Origin of the sequence: Spiribacter sp. SSL99 (genome assembly GCF_009805925.1) — a bacterium.
GTDB classification, from domain to species: domain Bacteria; phylum Pseudomonadota; class Gammaproteobacteria; order Nitrococcales; family Nitrococcaceae; genus Spiribacter; species Spiribacter roseus.
Map to the genome: position 1 here is coordinate 45,053 of NZ_MAOM01000019.1, position 15,635 is coordinate 60,687.

Below are 15,635 nucleotides of genomic sequence, written 5' to 3' on the forward strand. Positions count from 1 at the left end.
TCCGGTCTCAGCTCTTGGTGCCTTTCGCCATCCCGCCATAACGGCGACGGAACTGATCAACCCGGCCACCGCTCGACAGCACGCGCTGCTTGCCGGTGTAGAAGGGGTGGCTGGCGCTGGAGATCTCGACTTTGACCAACGGGTACTCGTTGCCGTCTTCCCACTGGATGGTCTCGTCGGTTTTCACCGTCGAGCGGGTCAGGAACGAGTAATCCGCGGAGATGTCCTGGAACACCACCTGGCGGTACTCGGGATGGATGTCTTTCTTCATTCCGTCTCTCGAAACACTGGTTAAAAGATGCGCGTATGTTAGGCGGTCGCTGCCGGCGGTACAAGAGACGCGCTCGACCGGCCCATGTCGCGCCGGTAGGATGACGCGGTCAACTCGGCCGTCGAACAGGAATCGCGTTCATGCTCTACATCGGGCTCAAGCATCTGCACACCACCGTCGCCACGCTGACGGTCCTGCTGTTCATCCTGCGGGGGGGCTGGATGGTCGCCGGCTCGGCGATGCTGCAGCGCAAATGGGTGAAGATCCTGCCGCATGTGATCGACACGACACTGCTGATCACCGCCTTCGCGGTGGCCTGGATCGGCTGGCGCTACCCGGTGGTGCCGCATGACTGGATTACGGCCAAAGTGGTTGCGCTGGTGGTCTATATCGTGCTCGGCATCATCGCACTCAAGCGCGGGCGCACCGCCACCATCCGCGTCACGGCCTTCGTGGCCGCGCTGGTGGTCTACGGTTATATCGTCATGGTGGCGCTGTACAAGACCCCGCTGCCGATCTGATCAGTCGTCGTCGCGCTGCACCGTCAGGACCGGGCCATCGGGCGTGACGGTCAGCCGGCACTCGATGGGCCGGCAGCACACCACGCAATCCTCGATATAGGCCTGATCGCCGGCGGAGCAGTCGACCACGGTGGAGAATGTCTCGCCACAGTAAGGACAGTCGATGGTGAGCGTCTCGATCATCATTGGAAAAGCCCCAGAAGGTCGTTGAGGAAACGCTGCCCCAGCGCCGTCGCCTGCAGTCGCGCGGGGTCGGTCACCATTAACCCGCGGCGTCGGGCCTCGCTCAGCCCCGGCTCGAAGGCCGCTGCCGACAGGCCCGTGCGGGCCCGGGCGTCGGCCATGGATGTGCCTCCGGTCAGGCGCAGGGCATTCATCAGATACTCCAGCGGCCGCTCGTCAGGGGTGATGTCGCGTTCCCCCGCGGTGGCCGCATCAGTGCCCGCCAGTTCCTGATAGAGCCGCGGCAGCCGCTGCTTGTGGGTGCGGCGGATGCCGCCCTCCGGCCGGCTCAGCTTGGCATGGCCACCGGCACCGATCGCCAGGTAATCCCCGAAGCGCCAGTAGTTCAGATTGTGGTGGCATTCCTCGCCGGGCACCGCCCAGGCGGAGACCTCATAGCGCTGCAGTCCGGCGCCTTCGATCCGCTCGGCGCAGGCCGCCTCGATGTCGGCGAGCTGGTCGTCGTCCGGCAGTGTCGGCGGGCGGGCGAAAAAGGCGGTGCCGGGCTCGAGGGTCAGCTGGTAGTGCGAGAGGTGTTCAACACCCAGTGCCAGCGCTTGCTCGACATCATCCAGCGCCTCGGCGGCCGTCTGCCCGGGTAGACCGTGCATCAGGTCGACGTTGATGCGCTCAAACCCTGCGCGCTGGGCCGTCCTGACCGCGTCCGCCGCTTCATCACCGCCATGGATGCGACCGAGGCGCTCGAGGTGATGGCCCTGGAAGCTCTGCACCCCGATGGACAGGCGATTGACGCCGGCGGCCAGAAACCCTTCGAAGCGGCCGGCCTCGCCGGTGCCGGGGTTGGCCTCAAGGGTGATCTCGGCAGTCGGGGACAGGTTGAGCCGCTCTCGCAGGCCGTCCAGTAGCCCGCCAATGGCCCCGGCACTGAAAAGGCTCGGCGTGCCGCCGCCGATGAACACGCTGTCGATGCGCCGGCCGCCGGCGTCGGCGGCCTCGCGCCCGGCATCCCGCAGCAGGGCGGCGGTGTAGTCCGCCTCGGGCAGCTCGCCGCGCAGGGCGTGGGAGTTGAAATCGCAGTAGGGGCATTTCTGCACGCACCACGGCAGGTGGACGTACAGCCCCAGCGGTGGCGGGATCAGCGTGGCTGCCATTCCTGCTCCAGCCGCCGGCGCAGGGCACTCAGCGCCTGGCCGCGGTGGCTCAGCATGTTCTTGGTATCGGCGGGCAGTTCGGCGGCCGTGCAGCCGGACTCGACCAGATAGAAATGCGGGTCGTAGCCGAATCCGCCGCTGCCCTGGGGCGTTTCGATCAGCCGCCCGGTCCATACCCCTTCCGCGATCAGCGGCGCGGGGTCATCGGCGTGGCGCAGTGCCACCAGCACACAGCGGTAGGCGGCGCCGCGCTCATCCTCGCCAAGATCGATCAGTGCATCGCGCAACCGGGCGTTGTTCTCGGCATCGCCGGCGTCATCGCCGGCCCAGCGGGCGGAGCGCACCCCGGGAGCCCCGTCCAGCGCCGGGATCTCGAGCCCCGAGTCATCGGCGATGGCCGGCAGCCGGGTGTGGGCGGCGGCGTTGCGCGCTTTGATCAGGGCGTTTTCGACGAATGTGGTCCCGGTCTCCGCCGCTTCGGGGACGTAGTAATAGGACTGCGGGACGATCTCATCGACGGGGCCGCGCAGCAGGGCGGTGAGCTCGGCCAGTTTGCCCTCATTGCCGCTTGCCAGTACCAGTCGTTCGATGAGCGCCATATCAGGCCTCCAGCGAGGTGCGCTGCGCGGCGATCAGTTCGGCGATGCCGGCGCCGGCGAGATCCAGCATGGCATCGAGCTCGGGACGGCGGAAGGCGTGGCCCTCGGCCGTGCCCTGGACTTCGATGAAGTGCCCGGCGTCGTTCATGATGACGTTCATGTCGGTCTCGGCCTCGGAGTCTTCGGCGTAGTCCAGATCAAGCACCGGCGTGCCCTGATGGATGCCCACCGAAATCGCGGCAACGTGACCATGCAGCGGGTTACGGCGCAGCTTGCGGGCGCGCACCAGCGTCTGCACCGCGTCGGCGAGGGCGACATAGCCGCCGGTGATGGCCGCCGTACGGGTCCCGCCGTCGGCCTGCAGGACGTCACAGTCCACCACCACGCGGCGCTCGCCCAGCGCCTCCAGATCAACCACGGCACGCAGGCTGCGGCCGATCAGCCGCTGGATCTCGATGGTGCGGCCCTGCTGACGGCCCCGGGCCGCTTCGCGATCCGTCCGGCTGCCGGTGGCGCGCGGCAGCATGCCGTACTCGGCGGTCACCCAGCCGCGGCCCTTGTTGCGCAGCCACGGCGGCACGCGCTCTTCGACCGAGGCGGTGCAGAGCACCCGGGTGTCACCGAACTCCACCAGCACCGAGCCTTCGGCGTGTCGGGTGAAGTCGCGGGTCAGGCGAACGGTGCGGAGTTGGTCAGGGCTTCGGCCGCTGGGGCGCATGCGGATCTCCCGGGTGGTTGGCAAGATGCGAAAAAACAGCGCGCAGGGTAACATCGCGGGCATGCAATCGGGCACAACGGGCACTCTGTATATCGTCTCGGCGGCGTCGGGCGCCGGCAAAACCTCGCTGCTGCGCGCGCTCATGGAGCGCGACCCGCGGCTGTGCTTCTCGGTGTCGCACACCACGCGCCAGCCGCGACCCGGCGAGCGCGACGGCCGCGACTATCACTTTGTCGATGAGCAGGGGTTTCGGCGCCTGATCGACGCCGATGCCTTTCTCGAGCATGCGCACGTCTTCGATCGCCGTTACGGGACGTCGTGGGCGGCGGTGGACGAGGATCTGGCCGCCGGTCGCGACGTGCTGGTGGAGATCGACTGGCAGGGGGCGCGCCAGATCCGCGAGCGTCTGCCGGACTGTGTGTCCATTTTCGTCCTCCCGCCGTCGCGGGATGTGCTCGAGTCACGGCTGCGCGGTCGGGGGCAGGACAGCGACGCGGTGATCGCGGCCCGGATGGCCGAAGCGGTCAGCGAGATGAGTCATTGCCGCGAGTACGATTACCTGGTCTGGAATGACGACTTTGCGGTGGCGCTGGCCGACCTCGAGGCCATCATCCGGGCGCGGCGCCTGGCCACCGATCAGCAGGCGCGCGCCCACGCGGCGGCGCTGGCGCAGCTCACCGGCAGTGACGCGGCGGGCTGATTCCGCGCGGGCGGGCTTTTCTGGCCGCACAATCAAGCCTTTATTGCAACCCGGCTTTCAGGCTAGACTGTTCGCCATTCCACAGCGTATTCATTCTGGAGAACGCCGCCATGGCACGAGTCACGGTCGAGGACTGCCTCGACAACATCGATAACCGCTTCGAACTGGTGCTGGCCGGCACCCGGCGCGCCCGTCAGGTGGCCCATGGTGCCCAGCCGCTGGTGGACTGGGAAAATGACAAGCCCACCGTGGTCGCGCTGCGCGAGATTGCCGAGGGCTATGTCACCGCCGACATCCTGAATGTCGAGGCGGAGGCGGCCGAGGCGCTGGGCGCGCTGGATGACGCCAGCCGCGAGGCCGAGCCGGAAGCGGCCGACACCCCGGCGACGCCGCCGGCGGATGACGGGGCGGAGACCGGCGACTGACCGGGGAGCCATGGCCAGCAGCGAGGCAGTAGTCACCCCCGACACATTGGGATACGACTCCGCGGCCCGGGCGGCCGACCTGTGCTCGCTGCTCGAGAATTACCTCGACCCGCACAACGTCCAGAAGGTCTATCGGGCCTATCAGTTTGGCGCCCAGGCCCATCAGGGTCAGCGCCGACTCTCCGGCGAGCCGTACATCACCCATCCGCTGGCGGTGGCGCGCACGCTGGGAGAGATGGGCCTGGATGCCGAGAGCCTCTGCGCCGCCATCCTCCACGATGTGATCGAGGATACGCCCACCGCCAAGGTCGAGATCGCCGAGGCGTTCGGCCCGGAAGTGGCCCAGCTGGTGGATGGCGTCTCCAAGCTCACCCAGATCAACTTCCGCAGCAAGGCCGAGGCCCAGGCCGAGAACTTCCGCAAGATGATCCTGGCGATGTCGAAGGACATCCGGGTCATTCTGATCAAGCTGGCCGACCGGCTCCACAACATGCGGACCATCTTCGTGATGCCGCCCAGCAAGCGGGCCCGCATCGCCCGCGAAACCCTCGAGATCTACGCGCCGATCGCCCAGCGACTGGGCATCAACAGCATTCGGGTCGAGCTCGAGGACCTGGGCTTCGCCGCCCTGCATCCGATGCGCTACCGGGTCCTCAAGGAGCGGGTGCGCCAGCAGCGCGGATCGCGCCGCGAGCTGCTCGACAACGTCCGCGACGAGATCCAGGCGAGCCTTGCCGAAGCCGGCATCGATGCGCAGATCAGCGCCCGGCAGAAACACCTGTGGAGCATCTATCAGAAGATGCGCAGCAAGCAGGCCGGCTTCGAGGACATCTTCGACGTTTATGGCTTCCGCGTGGTGGTGGCGGACGTGGATACCTGCTACCGCGTGCTCGGCCATTGCCATGGGCGCTACAAACCCCTGCCGGGGCGCATCAAGGACTACATCGCGATTCCCAAGGTGAACGGCTACCAGAGCCTGCACACCACCCTGCTGGGGCCGCGCCGGGTTCAGCTCGAGGTGCAGATCCGCACCGCCGAGATGGACCGGGTCGCCGAGGCCGGGATCGCCGCCCACTGGCTGTACAAGGACCCGGGCCAGCCCAGCAATGTCGCCCAGACCCGGGCCCGCGAGTGGGTCCACGGGCTGCTCGAGATCCAGGAAAACGTGGGCAACTCGCTGGAGTTCATCGAGAACGTCAAGATCGATCGGCTCCCCGACGAGGTCTATGTGTTCACCCCCGGCGGCGACATCATGGAGCTGCCCAAGGGCGCGACGGTGGTGGACTTCGCCTACGCGGTGCACTCCGAGATCGGTGATGCCTGTATCGCCGCCAACATCGACAACCGCCTGGCCCCGCTTCGCACGCCGCTCAAGACCGGCGAGACCGTCGAGATCATCTCCGCCCCCGTCGCCCGTCCCAATCCCGCCTGGCTGGACTTCGTGGTGACCGCGAAGGCGCGCTCGGCCATCCGTCAGAGCCTCAAGCGACTGCAGGGGGCCGAGGCCACCGATCTGGGCCGGCGTCTGGTGGAGCGGGGGCTGAATGCCATGGATCTGAGCCTGGGCGATCTCAGCGACGAGCAGATCGCGACGGCCCTCGAGTCGTTCGGCGTCGAGCGCGTCGACGAGGTGTTCGAGGAAGTCGGTCTCGGGCGGCGGCTGCCCTGGTTCGTGGCCCGCTATCTGGCCGGGGGCGACGATGGCGCGGATCGGCCCGATACCGCCGGCGCCGGTGGCGCGCTGACCCTGCAGGGCACGGAAGGGGCGGTGGTGGCGTTTGCGCGCTGCTGCCGGCCGATCCCGGGTGACCCCATTGTCGGTTTTGCCAGCGCCGGGCGGGGCGTGGTGGTGCACCACGAGGCCTGCAACAACATCCGCGAGTACCGCAAGCACCCGGAGAAGTGGGTGGACGTGCGCTGGGGCGCCATTGCCGAGGGCGATTATCCGGTGGCCGTGGATATGGACGTAATGAACAACCGCGGCGTGCTGGCCAGCGTGGCGGCGGTTATCTCCGATCTCGACTCCAGCATCGATGCCGTCGAGATCGACGAAAAGGCTGACATGATCGCTACCCTGCGGCTGGTGGTGGGGGTGCGTGACCGCGCCCATCTGGCGCGTATCATGCGGCGGCTGCGGGGCCTGTCAGCGGTGCAGCGCATCACCCGGCGGCGCGGCTGAGCGCCTCGAGTCATCCCACAACGGAGCAAGCCATGACACGCCGTATCATTCAGACCGATCAGGCACCGGCGGCCATCGGGCCCTACTCGCAGGCGGTGCAGGTGGGCGATCTGGCCTTCATCTCGGGTCAGATCCCCCTCGACCCGGCCAGCATGACCCTGGTCGAGGGCGACATCAGCGTCCAGACCCGCCAGGTATTCGATAATCTGCGCCATGTCTGCGTTGCCACCGGGGGCGATCTGGCCTCGATCTGCAAGCTGACGATCTTTCTGACCGACCTCGGCCACTTCGCGACGGTCAATGACATCATGGCCGAGACCTTCGCCGAGCCCTACCCGGCGCGAGCCGCGGTGGGCGTGCGCGAGCTGCCCAAGGGGGCGATGGTCGAGGTCGAGGCGATCCTGAGCCTGGCCGAAGACGCCTGAGCCATGGCTGAGGGCGCCGCCGCGTCGGGCACGCCGGTGGCCCGCCTGCCGGGGATCGGCCCACGGCTCGCCGAGAAACTCGCACGGCTGGGGCTCGAGCGCGTCGAGGACATGCCGTTTCACCTGCCGAACCGCTACGAGGACCGCACCCGGGTGCGGGCCATCGGCGAGCTGGTGCCCGGCGTCGCGGCGCTGGTGGATGGCACGGTGACCGCCGTGGAGGTCGTCGGCGGGCAACGCCGCCGGCTGATCTGCCGCATCAGCGATGGCACCGGCAGTCTCGAGCTGGTGTTCTTTCATTTCTACGCCAGTCAGCAGCGTCAGATGGCGCGCGGTGTGTCGCTGCGGGTGTTTGGCGAGGCCCGTGCCGGGCCGGTGGTCATGCAGATGGTCCACCCCGACTGGCAGCGCGTCGAGGCGGGTGCCCCACCGGCCCAGGGCGAATTCAAACCGGTCTATCCCGCCACCGAGGGGATCACTCAGGCGGCCCTGCGGCGCGCCATCGCGGCGGCGCTGGCAAAACCCGGCGCGGTCACCGAGTGGTTGCCGGCCCCGCTGCGCGCATCGCTCGATCTGGTGCCACTGGACACGGCCCTGGCCGAGGTCCATGCGCCGGGAGCGGATAGCGACGTCGACGCCCTGCTGGACGGGCGCCATCCGAGCGTGCGGCGCCTGGCCTTCGAGGAACTGCTGGCCCACCGCCTCAGCCTGCTGCGCCTGCGCGCCGCCCAGCAGCAGGTCATGCCCGCGCCGGCGATCGGCGAGGACGCCCGGGGAGTCGCGCGTTTTCTGGATGGACTGGGATTCGCGCTGACCGGCGCCCAGCAGCGTGTGCACGCCGAGGTGGTGGCCGATCTGGGCCAGCCATTGCCCATGCTGCGCCTGGTGCAGGGCGATGTCGGCTCGGGCAAGACCGTCGTCGCCGCGCTGGCGGCACTGCATGCGGTGGCGGCCGGCTGGCAGGTGGCGATCATGGCGCCCACCGAACTGCTCGCCGAGCAGCACGAGCGCAGCTTCCGGGACTGGCTCGAGCCGCTTGGCCTGCGGGTGGGCTGGCTCAGTGGCCGGGCCGGCGCCGCCCAGCGGCGGGCGACGCTGACCGGGCTCGCCGCCGGCGACATCCAGGTGGTGGTGGGCACCCATGCGCTCTTCCAGGCTGATGTGGTGTTCCGCGCGCTGGGACTGGTGGTGATTGACGAGCAGCACCGCTTCGGCGTCCATCAGCGCCTGGCGCTGCGGGATAAGGGCAGCGATCATCACCAGCCCCATCAGCTGGTGATGACCGCCACGCCGATCCCGCGCACGCTGGCGATGACCGCCTACGCCGATCTGGATACCTCGGTGATCGACGAACTGCCGCCGGGGCGCCTGCCGGTGCAGACCGTCGCCCTGCCCGACACCCGCCGCGACGCCGTCATCGAGCGCATTCGGGCGGTGGGGGCGCAGGGCCGGCAGGCCTACTGGGTCTGCACGCTGGTGGAGGACTCGGACTGGCTCGAAGCCGAAGCGGCCGAAGCCACTGCCGATCGACTCCGCGAACAGCTGCCGGAGCTGACCATCGGGCTGGTGCACGGGCGTCTCCCGGCGACGGCCAAGGAGGCCGTCATGGCGCAGTTCGAGGCCGGCGCGATCGATCTGCTGGTGGCGACCACGGTGATCGAAGTGGGAGTCAATGTGCCCAACGCCTCGCTGATGATCATCGAGAACGCCGAGCGGCTGGGCCTGTCGCAGTTGCATCAGCTGCGCGGCCGGGTGGGGCGCGGTCATGCCCGAAGCAGCTGCGTGCTGCTGTACCATGGCCCGCTGGGCGACACCGCCCGGGCGCGGCTGGGCGTGCTGCGTGAGAGCAACGACGGCTTTCGCATCGCCCGGCGCGATCTCGAGATCCGCGGTCCCGGCGAGGTGCTGGGCACGCGCCAGACCGGCGCGCTGACCTATCGCATTGCCGATCTGACCCGTGACGCCGATCTGCTGGACGCGGTCCAGGCGGCGGCGCGCACGCTGCTCGACGAGGATCCGGTGGCGGTGTCCGAGCTGATCCGCCGCTGGGTGGGCGAGGGCGAGCGTTACGCACAGGTATGAGGGGATTCCAGCATGGCTGAGCCGGGACTGCGTCACTGGCGACCGCGGGGTGTGCCCGGCGCCCGCCCGCGGCCGGGGCCCGTCCGTGACTGGCTGGACGAGCCCGGTTCACTGACCCGGCGGCTGCGGGCACAGGCCGGTGGCGCCTTCCGGGTGCAGGTGCTGCGCGAGTACTGGGGTCGGCCCTGGCCGGACGAGCGCCGGCGGCTGGGCGTGCGCGCGCCGGCCTGGTTGTGGATCCGCGAGGTCAGGCTGGGCACCGGTGACCAGCCCTGGATCCATGCCCGCAGCGTCATCCCGCGCCACAGCCTCGAAGGCCCGCTGCGCCGTCTGCGCACCCTGGGGCGGCAGCCGCTGGGGGCGTTGCTGTTCGGCCGCTACCCGGTGGCCCGCGGGCCTATCGAGGTGGCGCCACTCGACGCCAGCTCGCGCCTCGGCGCCCGGGCCCGGGCGCCGGGAGCCGAGCCGTGCTGGGCACGGCGCTCGGTGTTCTCAATCGCCGGCCGCCCGCTGCTGGTGACCGAAGTTTTCCTGCAACCCCTGATTGAGGAGCTCCACCCATGACGGCATCCGCCACCGGCTGGCCGCATCGGCTGACGCTGTATGCCCGGCTGGCGCGCCTGAACCGGCCCATCGGCAACTTCCTGCTGCTCTGGCCCACGCTCTGGGCGCTGTGGCTGGCGGGCACTGGCGAGCCGCGCCTCGATGTCCTCGTGGTGTTCGTGCTGGGCGTGGTGGTGATGCGCGCCGCAGGCTGCGTGATCAATGACTACGCCGATCGCGACTTTGACCGTCACGTCAAACGCACCCGCACGCGGCCGCTGACCACCGGCGAGGTCAGCGAGCGCGAGGCGCTGCTGCTGTTTGCTGGCCTGTGTCTGATCGCCTTCGCGCTGGTCCTGCTCATGAACCGGCTCACGATCCTGCTCTCGCTGGGCGGTGTCATCCTCGCCGCCACCTATCCGTTCATGAAACGCCATACCCATTTGCCCCAGGTCCACCTGGGGGCCGCGTTCGGCTGGGCGGCCCCCATGGCCTTCGCCGCCCAGACCGGCGGTGTGCCGGTGCTTGCCTGGCTGGTGTTCGCCGCATCGGTGGTATGGGCGACCATCTATGACACCGAGTACGCCATGGTCGATCGCGATGACGACCTGAAGGTGGGCATCAAGTCCACGGCGGTGCTGTTCGGGCGCTACGACCGCGCCATGATCGGGCTGCTGCAGGGGCTGCTGACCCTGCTGCTGGCGGTGATCGGCTGGCGTGCCGGGCTGGGGCCGGTCTATTACCTGGCGCTGGCGCTGGCCACGGGACTGTTCCTGCGCCAGCAGTGGCTGATCCGCGACCGCAGTCGTGATGGCAGTTTCCGGGCGTTTCTCAACAACAATCTGTACGGCGGTGTGGTCTTTGCGGGGATCGCGCTGGCCTATCTGACCGGCGCCTAAATCGCCCGGGCCAGGGCGATGACCTCGATCCGCCTGACCCCGCCGCGGCGCAGGCAGTCCGCCACCGCCGCCAGGCTGGCCCCCGTGGTCACGACATCATCCACCAGAGTGACCGCGGCCGGTGGTGGGCGCTGCAGCCGGAAAGCGCCGTGCAGATTGGCGCGCCGGTCGGCGGCTGTCTGACCGCGCTGGGGGGCGGTATGGCGGTGGCGCTGGATCAGTGACGGGGCCACCGGTGGCCCCAGCCAGCGGGCGAGCAGCGCCGATTGGTTGAACCCGCGCCGGCGATAGCGGGCCGCATACAGCGGCATCGGCACCAGCGGGCCATGGCAGGGGGTGCCGCGTTGATGCAGTGCCGCGGCGGCCAGCTCGGCCAGCAGACGGCCGGCGGCCAGATCCTCGTGCAGCTTGAATGCGCGGATCAGGTCGTCGACACCCTCGCCGTAGGTCCAGATCGCGCGGGTCCGGTCAAATGGCGGCGGCGCGGTGCGACAGCCGGCGCAGAGCGGCTCGCCCGAGGCCAGTGGCAGGCTGCAGCGCTCGCAGGCGGCGCTGATCCAGGGCAGGTCCTCGCGGCAGCCGGGGCACAGGGGGCACTCAAGGCTGCGGGCCTGGCAGAACCGGCAGCGGCCGCTGAGCAGGTTGTGCAGAAAAGCGGCGCCGCGGCCGGGCGGGCGCCAGGGCGTGCGCGCCTGAGGTGGCGGGACGGGCAGGGTCATGCGGGCAGACTGCCGCGGCGGCCGCGTTGCGGCCAGTGCGCCGCCGGGCGCTGCCGACCGGCGGTGGATTATGTCAGGATGAGCGTATGTCAGAGCCCGCCAACGATCCCCTGCAGCTTGACCCCCGCGTCCTTCGGCGCCGGCTGGAGCGTGCCGCCCCGCGTTTTGACGACGCCGCGGTACTCCACCGCGAAGTCAGTCGGCGACTGGTGGAGCGACTCGATTACATCCGCCTGCAACCGACGGCAATGCTCGATCTTGGCTGTGCCAGCGGGCTGAACACCCAGGCGCTGCGCAAGCGCTATCCCCGGGCGGATTACTACGCCATGGATCTGGTCGCCCCGCTGGTGGCCCAGACGCGGCGACGCGCCGGCCGTTGGCGCCGGCCGCCGGGTGTCTGCGCCGGGCTCGATCAGCTGCCGTTCCGCAATGACAGCTTTGATCTGGTGGTCTCGAGCCTGGCGCTGCACCGCGTGCCCGACCTGGCGCCCACTGCCCGCGAGCTGCAACGTGTGCTGCGCCCCGATGGGGTGCTGCTGTTCGCGACCTTCGGGCCGGATACGCTGGACGAGCTGCGGACGGCCTGGCAGGCGGCCGATGAGACGCCCCATGTGCACGGCTTTGTGGACATGCATGATATTGGCGATGCCCTGGTCAACGCCCGTCTGGCGGATCCGGTGATGGACATGGAGCATTTCACGCTGACCTATGCGGACGTGCCCGCGCTGATCCGCGACCTCGATGCACTGGGGCTGCGCAACGCGCTGATGGCCCGTCAGTCGGGGCTCACGTCGCGGCAGCGCTGGCAGGCGATGGAAACCGCCTATCAGGCCCTGGCCGACGCCGAGGGTCGTCTGCCGGCAACCTGGGAAATCGCCTATGGGCATGCCTGGGGCACCGATGCCCAGCGCCAGATCACCGGCGACGACGGCGCCGTGCGGGTACCGCTGGATACCCTGTCCATGCCCCATCGGCAGCGCTGAGGCGATCGCCACCCGAGCGATTGCTTTCCTCCGCGCGCGGAATTCACTAAACTTGATGAATATTAGTTTCAACCCGAGCGGGGCGGGCCCATGAGTACCCGGACGGAAAGCGAGCCGAATCACGGCCGCCGCTTTGTTCTGGCGCCCAATATCGCGCCCGACTGGCGGCAGACCATGCTGATCTTCGCCGGCATCAGTACAGTGTGTCTGGGGATTGGCGTGGTCTGCGCGTCGTTCGGGCTGTGGCCGATCCTGCCCTTCGCGGGCATTGAGGTGACGGCCCTGGGTTGGGCGCTCTACAAGTCGGCGCGGCGCTCGCTCGACCGCGAGGTCATTCACGTAGTGGATAACGCCGTGGTCGTGGAAAAAGGCTGCGGCCGGGTCGAGGAGCGCTTCGAAATGGACCGCACGTGGACCGACGTGCAGCTCCGCCGGCGGTCCCGGCGCTGGGATGAAACCCAGCTGCTGCTGCGCTCGCGGGACCGGTCACTGGTGATCGGCGCGTTTCTTGACGCCGACGAGCGACGCAGCCTCGAGCGGGCGCTCAGGGCCTGCATCGGGCCGATGGCCCGGTGGGGTGATGCGCGCCCGGTGACGGCCACTGAATCGAATGCGCCGGAGAGGTCCTGGACGCCGGGGCTCACCGCCAACGTTGGAGAAAAATCGGGATGACTGCAGCAACCGCGATGAAGCGCGTGGGTCAACTGACCGCCCTGGCGGCGGCACTCGCCGCCGTACCGGCCAGCGCCGACTTTGGCCTGCTCAACATGACCCAGGGGGTCACCGAGTCGAGCCGCGAGATCTATGGCCTGCACATGACCATTTTCATGATCACCGTGGTGATCGGTGTGGGCGTTTTCGGGGCGATGTTCTACTCGATCTTCCGGCATCGGAAGTCGCGCGGCGTGAAGCCCTCGAAGTTCCATCACAGCACCACCATGGAAATCGTCTGGACGGTGATTCCGCTGGTCATTCTCGTGGCCATGGCGGTGCCCGCCACCCAGGTGCTGATCGACCTCGATGACACCAGTGGTTCGGAGATGACGGTCAAGGTGACCGGCTACCAGTGGTTCTGGGGCTACGAGTACCGCGGCGAGGATGTCCAGTTCCTCAGTCGCCTGTCGACGGACAGCGACCGGGCACGGCGGCTCGACTCAGGGATCAAGCCGGCCTCGGTGGATAACTACCTGCAGAACGTCGACCAGCGCCTGGTGCTGCCGGTCGACACCCGCATCCGCTTTCAGATCACCGGCGCGGACGTCATCCATTCGTGGTGGATGCCGGACCTGGGCTGGAAAAAGGACGCGATCCCGGGCTATGTCAACGAGATGTGGACCGAGATCGAAGAGCCGGGCGTGTATCGCGGCCGCTGCGCCGAGCTGTGCGGACGTGACCACGGCTTCATGCCCATCGTGGTCGAGGCGCTGCCCAAGGCGGAGTTCGAGACCTGGCTCGCCAACCGCCAGGCCAGTGGCGAGGGCATGACGGCCGACGCCGACGCGACGCCGGACACCGACGCCGAACTGGCCGCCCGGTAAACAGAATCAGACAGGGGAGATGGTTGAGATGACGGCAACGACCTACAACGACGCATCGCACGAGGGAGAGCCGACCGGCATCACACGCTGGCTGGTGACCACCAACCACAAGGACATCGGGTCCATGTACCTGTTGTTCTCGCTGGCCATGTTCCTGGTGGGCGGCGCCATGGCCCTCGTGATCCGCGCCGAGCTGTTCCAGCCCGGCCTTCAGCTTGTGGATCCGTACTTCTTCAACCAGATGACCACCATGCATGCGCTGGTGATGATCTTCGGGGCCGTTATGCCGGCGTTCACCGGGCTGGCCAACTGGATGATCCCGTTGATGGTGGGTGCGCCGGACATGGCGCTGCCGCGCATGAACAACTGGAGCTTCTGGCTGCTGCCGTTCGGCTTTGCCGTGCTGCTGTCGACGCTGTTCATGCCCGGCGGCGGACCGGCGGGTGGCTGGACCATGTACCCGCCGCTCATGCTCCAGACCGGCACCGCCTTCCCGTTCGTGATCTTCGCGATCCACGTGCTGGGGATCAGCTCGATCATGGGCTCGATCAACGTCATCGCCACCATCCTGAACATGCGCGCGCCGGGCATGAGCCTGATGAAGATGCCGCTGTTCGTGTGGACGTGGCTCATCACCGCCTATCTGATGATCGCGGTCATGCCGGTGCAGGCCGGCGCCGTGACCATGCTGCTGACGGATCAGTATTTCGGGACCACGTTCTTCAGCGCCGCGGGTGGCGGCGATCCGGTGCTCTATCAGCACATCTTCTGGTTCTTCGGTCATCCCGAGGTCTATATCCTGATCCTGCCGGCATTCGGCATCATCTCGACGATCATCCCCACCTTCGCGCGCAAGCCGCTGTTTGGCTACAGCTCGATGGTCTACGCCACGGCGTCCATCGCGTTCCTGTCGTTCATTGTCTGGGCGCATCACATGTTCACCGTCGGCATGCCGCTCGCCGGCGAGCTGTTCTTCATGTACTCGACGATGCTCATCGCGGTGCCCACGGGGGTGAAGGTGTTCAACTGGGTCTCGACCATGTGGCGTGGGGCGATGACGTTTGAAACGCCCATGCTGTTCGCGCTGGCGTTCGTGTTCCTGTTCACCATCGGCGGCTTTTCCGGGCTGATGCTCGCGATCGCGCCGGCCGACTTCCAGTACCACGACACCTACTTCGTGGTCGCGCATTTCCATTATGTGCTGGTGACCGGGGCGGTGTTCGCCATCCTTGCGGCGGCCTACTACTGGATGCCCAAGTGGACCGGGCACATGTACAGCGAGCGGCTGGGGCAGTGGCACTTCTGGCTGTCCGTGGTGTTCGTGAACGTGCTGTTCTTCCCGCAGCATTTCCTCGGGCTCGCCGGCATGCCGCGCCGCATCCCGGACTACTCGGTGCAGTTCGCCGACTGGAACATGGTCTCGAGCATCGGCGGGTTCGGCTTCGGGTTCGCCCAGCTGCTGTTCGTCTACCTGCTCTACAAGTGCATCCGTGGTGGCCAGCAGGCCGAGGCCAAGGCCTGGGAAGGCGCTGACGGCCTTGAGTGGGATGTGCCCTCACCGGCGCCGCACCACACCTTCGAGACGCCACCGGTCGTCCGCTAGGGAATGATCAACCGCGAAGTCGATCGACGCACACGACGCAGGATCCGCTGGACGGTGGTCCTGCTCGTGCTGCTCGTTCTGGGCATCTATCTGGGG

At 68.1% G+C, this 15,635-nt stretch carries 18 protein-coding genes; 12 read left to right on the forward strand and 6 right to left on the reverse strand.

The genetic code is table 11. The features are described from left to right. Positions 1-7: 7 nt before the first annotated feature. Complete coding sequence (locus BA899_RS07635; protein ID WP_110882379.1) at positions 8-271, reverse strand: type B 50S ribosomal protein L31; 264 nt, start codon at positions 269-271, stop codon at positions 8-10. A gap of 140 nt (positions 272-411) precedes the next feature. Here BA899_RS07635 and BA899_RS07640 point away from each other — a divergent pair, with 140 nt between their 5' ends. Continuing rightward, the gene (locus tag BA899_RS07640) at positions 412-792 is read left to right on the forward strand and encodes a SirB2 family protein (protein ID WP_110882380.1); all 381 of its coding nucleotides are present in this window, start codon (positions 412-414) and stop codon (positions 790-792) included. Here BA899_RS07640 and BA899_RS07645 read toward each other — a convergent pair whose 3' ends face one another. Genes BA899_RS07645 through rph form a run of 4 tightly spaced genes read right to left on the reverse strand, consistent with a single transcriptional unit; the run spans position 793 to position 3,443 of the window. Beyond that, positions 793-978: a CPXCG motif-containing cysteine-rich protein gene (locus tag BA899_RS07645; protein ID WP_370456333.1), complete on the reverse strand. Its 186-nt coding sequence runs from the start codon at positions 976-978 to the stop codon at positions 793-795. Beyond that, positions 975-2,126, reverse strand: a complete 1,152-nt coding sequence (gene hemW / locus BA899_RS07650) for a radical SAM family heme chaperone HemW (protein WP_148121587.1) — start codon at positions 2,124-2,126, stop codon at positions 975-977. Before hemW ends, BA899_RS07645 begins: the two co-directional genes overlap by 4 nt. Continuing rightward, positions 2,111-2,725, reverse strand: coding sequence for an RdgB/HAM1 family non-canonical purine NTP pyrophosphatase (gene rdgB / locus BA899_RS07655; RefSeq protein WP_144347083.1), 615 nt, complete (start codon positions 2,723-2,725; stop codon positions 2,111-2,113). The genes hemW and rdgB overlap by 16 nt, the downstream gene beginning before the upstream one ends. Position 2,726: 1 nt before the next feature. After that, positions 2,727-3,443 (reverse strand): ribonuclease PH, encoded by a 717-nt coding sequence (gene rph, locus BA899_RS07660; protein WP_110882383.1) that lies wholly within the window; start codon positions 3,441-3,443, stop codon positions 2,727-2,729. A 61-nt stretch (positions 3,444-3,504) separates the two neighbouring features. On the opposite strand from rph, the gene gmk reads away from it, so the two are divergent. The 7 genes from gmk (at position 3,505) to ubiA (ending at position 10,696) form a co-directional block, all read left to right on the forward strand. Continuing rightward, complete coding sequence (gene gmk, locus BA899_RS07665; RefSeq protein WP_159300245.1) at positions 3,505-4,143, forward strand: guanylate kinase; 639 nt, start codon at positions 3,505-3,507, stop codon at positions 4,141-4,143. Between the two features lie 110 nt (positions 4,144-4,253). Next, the gene (rpoZ, locus tag BA899_RS07670) at positions 4,254-4,568 is read left to right on the forward strand and encodes a DNA-directed RNA polymerase subunit omega (protein WP_144347085.1); all 315 of its coding nucleotides are present in this window, start codon (positions 4,254-4,256) and stop codon (positions 4,566-4,568) included. Positions 4,569-4,578: 10 nt separating this feature from the next. Next, on the forward strand, positions 4,579-6,747 hold the full coding sequence (locus BA899_RS07675; protein ID WP_159300246.1) for a bifunctional (p)ppGpp synthetase/guanosine-3',5'-bis(diphosphate) 3'-pyrophosphohydrolase: 2,169 nt from the start codon (positions 4,579-4,581) through the stop codon (positions 6,745-6,747). A gap of 32 nt (positions 6,748-6,779) precedes the next feature. Then, the gene (locus BA899_RS07680; RefSeq protein ID WP_110882386.1) at positions 6,780-7,172 is read left to right on the forward strand and encodes a RidA family protein; all 393 of its coding nucleotides are present in this window, start codon (positions 6,780-6,782) and stop codon (positions 7,170-7,172) included. Between the two features lie 3 nt (positions 7,173-7,175). Then, positions 7,176-9,254, forward strand: a complete 2,079-nt coding sequence (gene recG / locus BA899_RS07685) for an ATP-dependent DNA helicase RecG (RefSeq protein ID WP_159300247.1) — start codon at positions 7,176-7,178, stop codon at positions 9,252-9,254. Positions 9,255-9,266: 12 nt separating this feature from the next. After that, a complete protein-coding gene (locus BA899_RS07690; protein WP_159300248.1) occupies positions 9,267-9,818 on the forward strand; it encodes a chorismate lyase in 552 nt (183 codons plus the stop codon). Then, positions 9,815-10,696 carry a 4-hydroxybenzoate octaprenyltransferase gene (gene ubiA / locus BA899_RS07695; RefSeq protein WP_110882389.1) on the forward strand — a complete coding sequence of 294 codons (882 nt, stop codon included), beginning with the start codon at positions 9,815-9,817 and terminating at the stop codon, positions 10,694-10,696. The genes BA899_RS07690 and ubiA overlap by 4 nt, the downstream gene beginning before the upstream one ends. Here the strand turns inward: ubiA and BA899_RS07700 are convergent. After that, positions 10,693-11,415, reverse strand: a complete 723-nt coding sequence (locus BA899_RS07700) for a ComF family protein (protein ID WP_159300249.1) — start codon at positions 11,413-11,415, stop codon at positions 10,693-10,695. The two genes, ubiA and BA899_RS07700, sit on opposite strands and share 4 nt — an antisense overlap. A gap of 86 nt (positions 11,416-11,501) precedes the next feature. Here BA899_RS07700 and BA899_RS07705 point away from each other — a divergent pair, with 86 nt between their 5' ends. From BA899_RS07705 to ctaD, 4 genes are all read left to right on the forward strand, one after another. Then, a complete protein-coding gene (locus BA899_RS07705; RefSeq protein ID WP_159300250.1) occupies positions 11,502-12,398 on the forward strand; it encodes a methyltransferase domain-containing protein in 897 nt (298 codons plus the stop codon). A gap of 90 nt (positions 12,399-12,488) precedes the next feature. Beyond that, positions 12,489-13,070, forward strand: coding sequence for a DUF2244 domain-containing protein (locus BA899_RS07710; protein WP_159300251.1), 582 nt, complete (start codon positions 12,489-12,491; stop codon positions 13,068-13,070). Next, a complete protein-coding gene (coxB, locus tag BA899_RS07715; protein WP_159300252.1) occupies positions 13,067-13,936 on the forward strand; it encodes a cytochrome c oxidase subunit II in 870 nt (289 codons plus the stop codon). Before BA899_RS07710 ends, coxB begins: the two co-directional genes overlap by 4 nt. 28 nt (positions 13,937-13,964) lie before the next feature. Continuing rightward, the gene (gene ctaD, locus BA899_RS07720) at positions 13,965-15,539 is read left to right on the forward strand and encodes a cytochrome c oxidase subunit I (RefSeq protein ID WP_159300253.1); all 1,575 of its coding nucleotides are present in this window, start codon (positions 13,965-13,967) and stop codon (positions 15,537-15,539) included. The last annotated feature ends 96 nt before the right edge of the window (positions 15,540-15,635 follow it).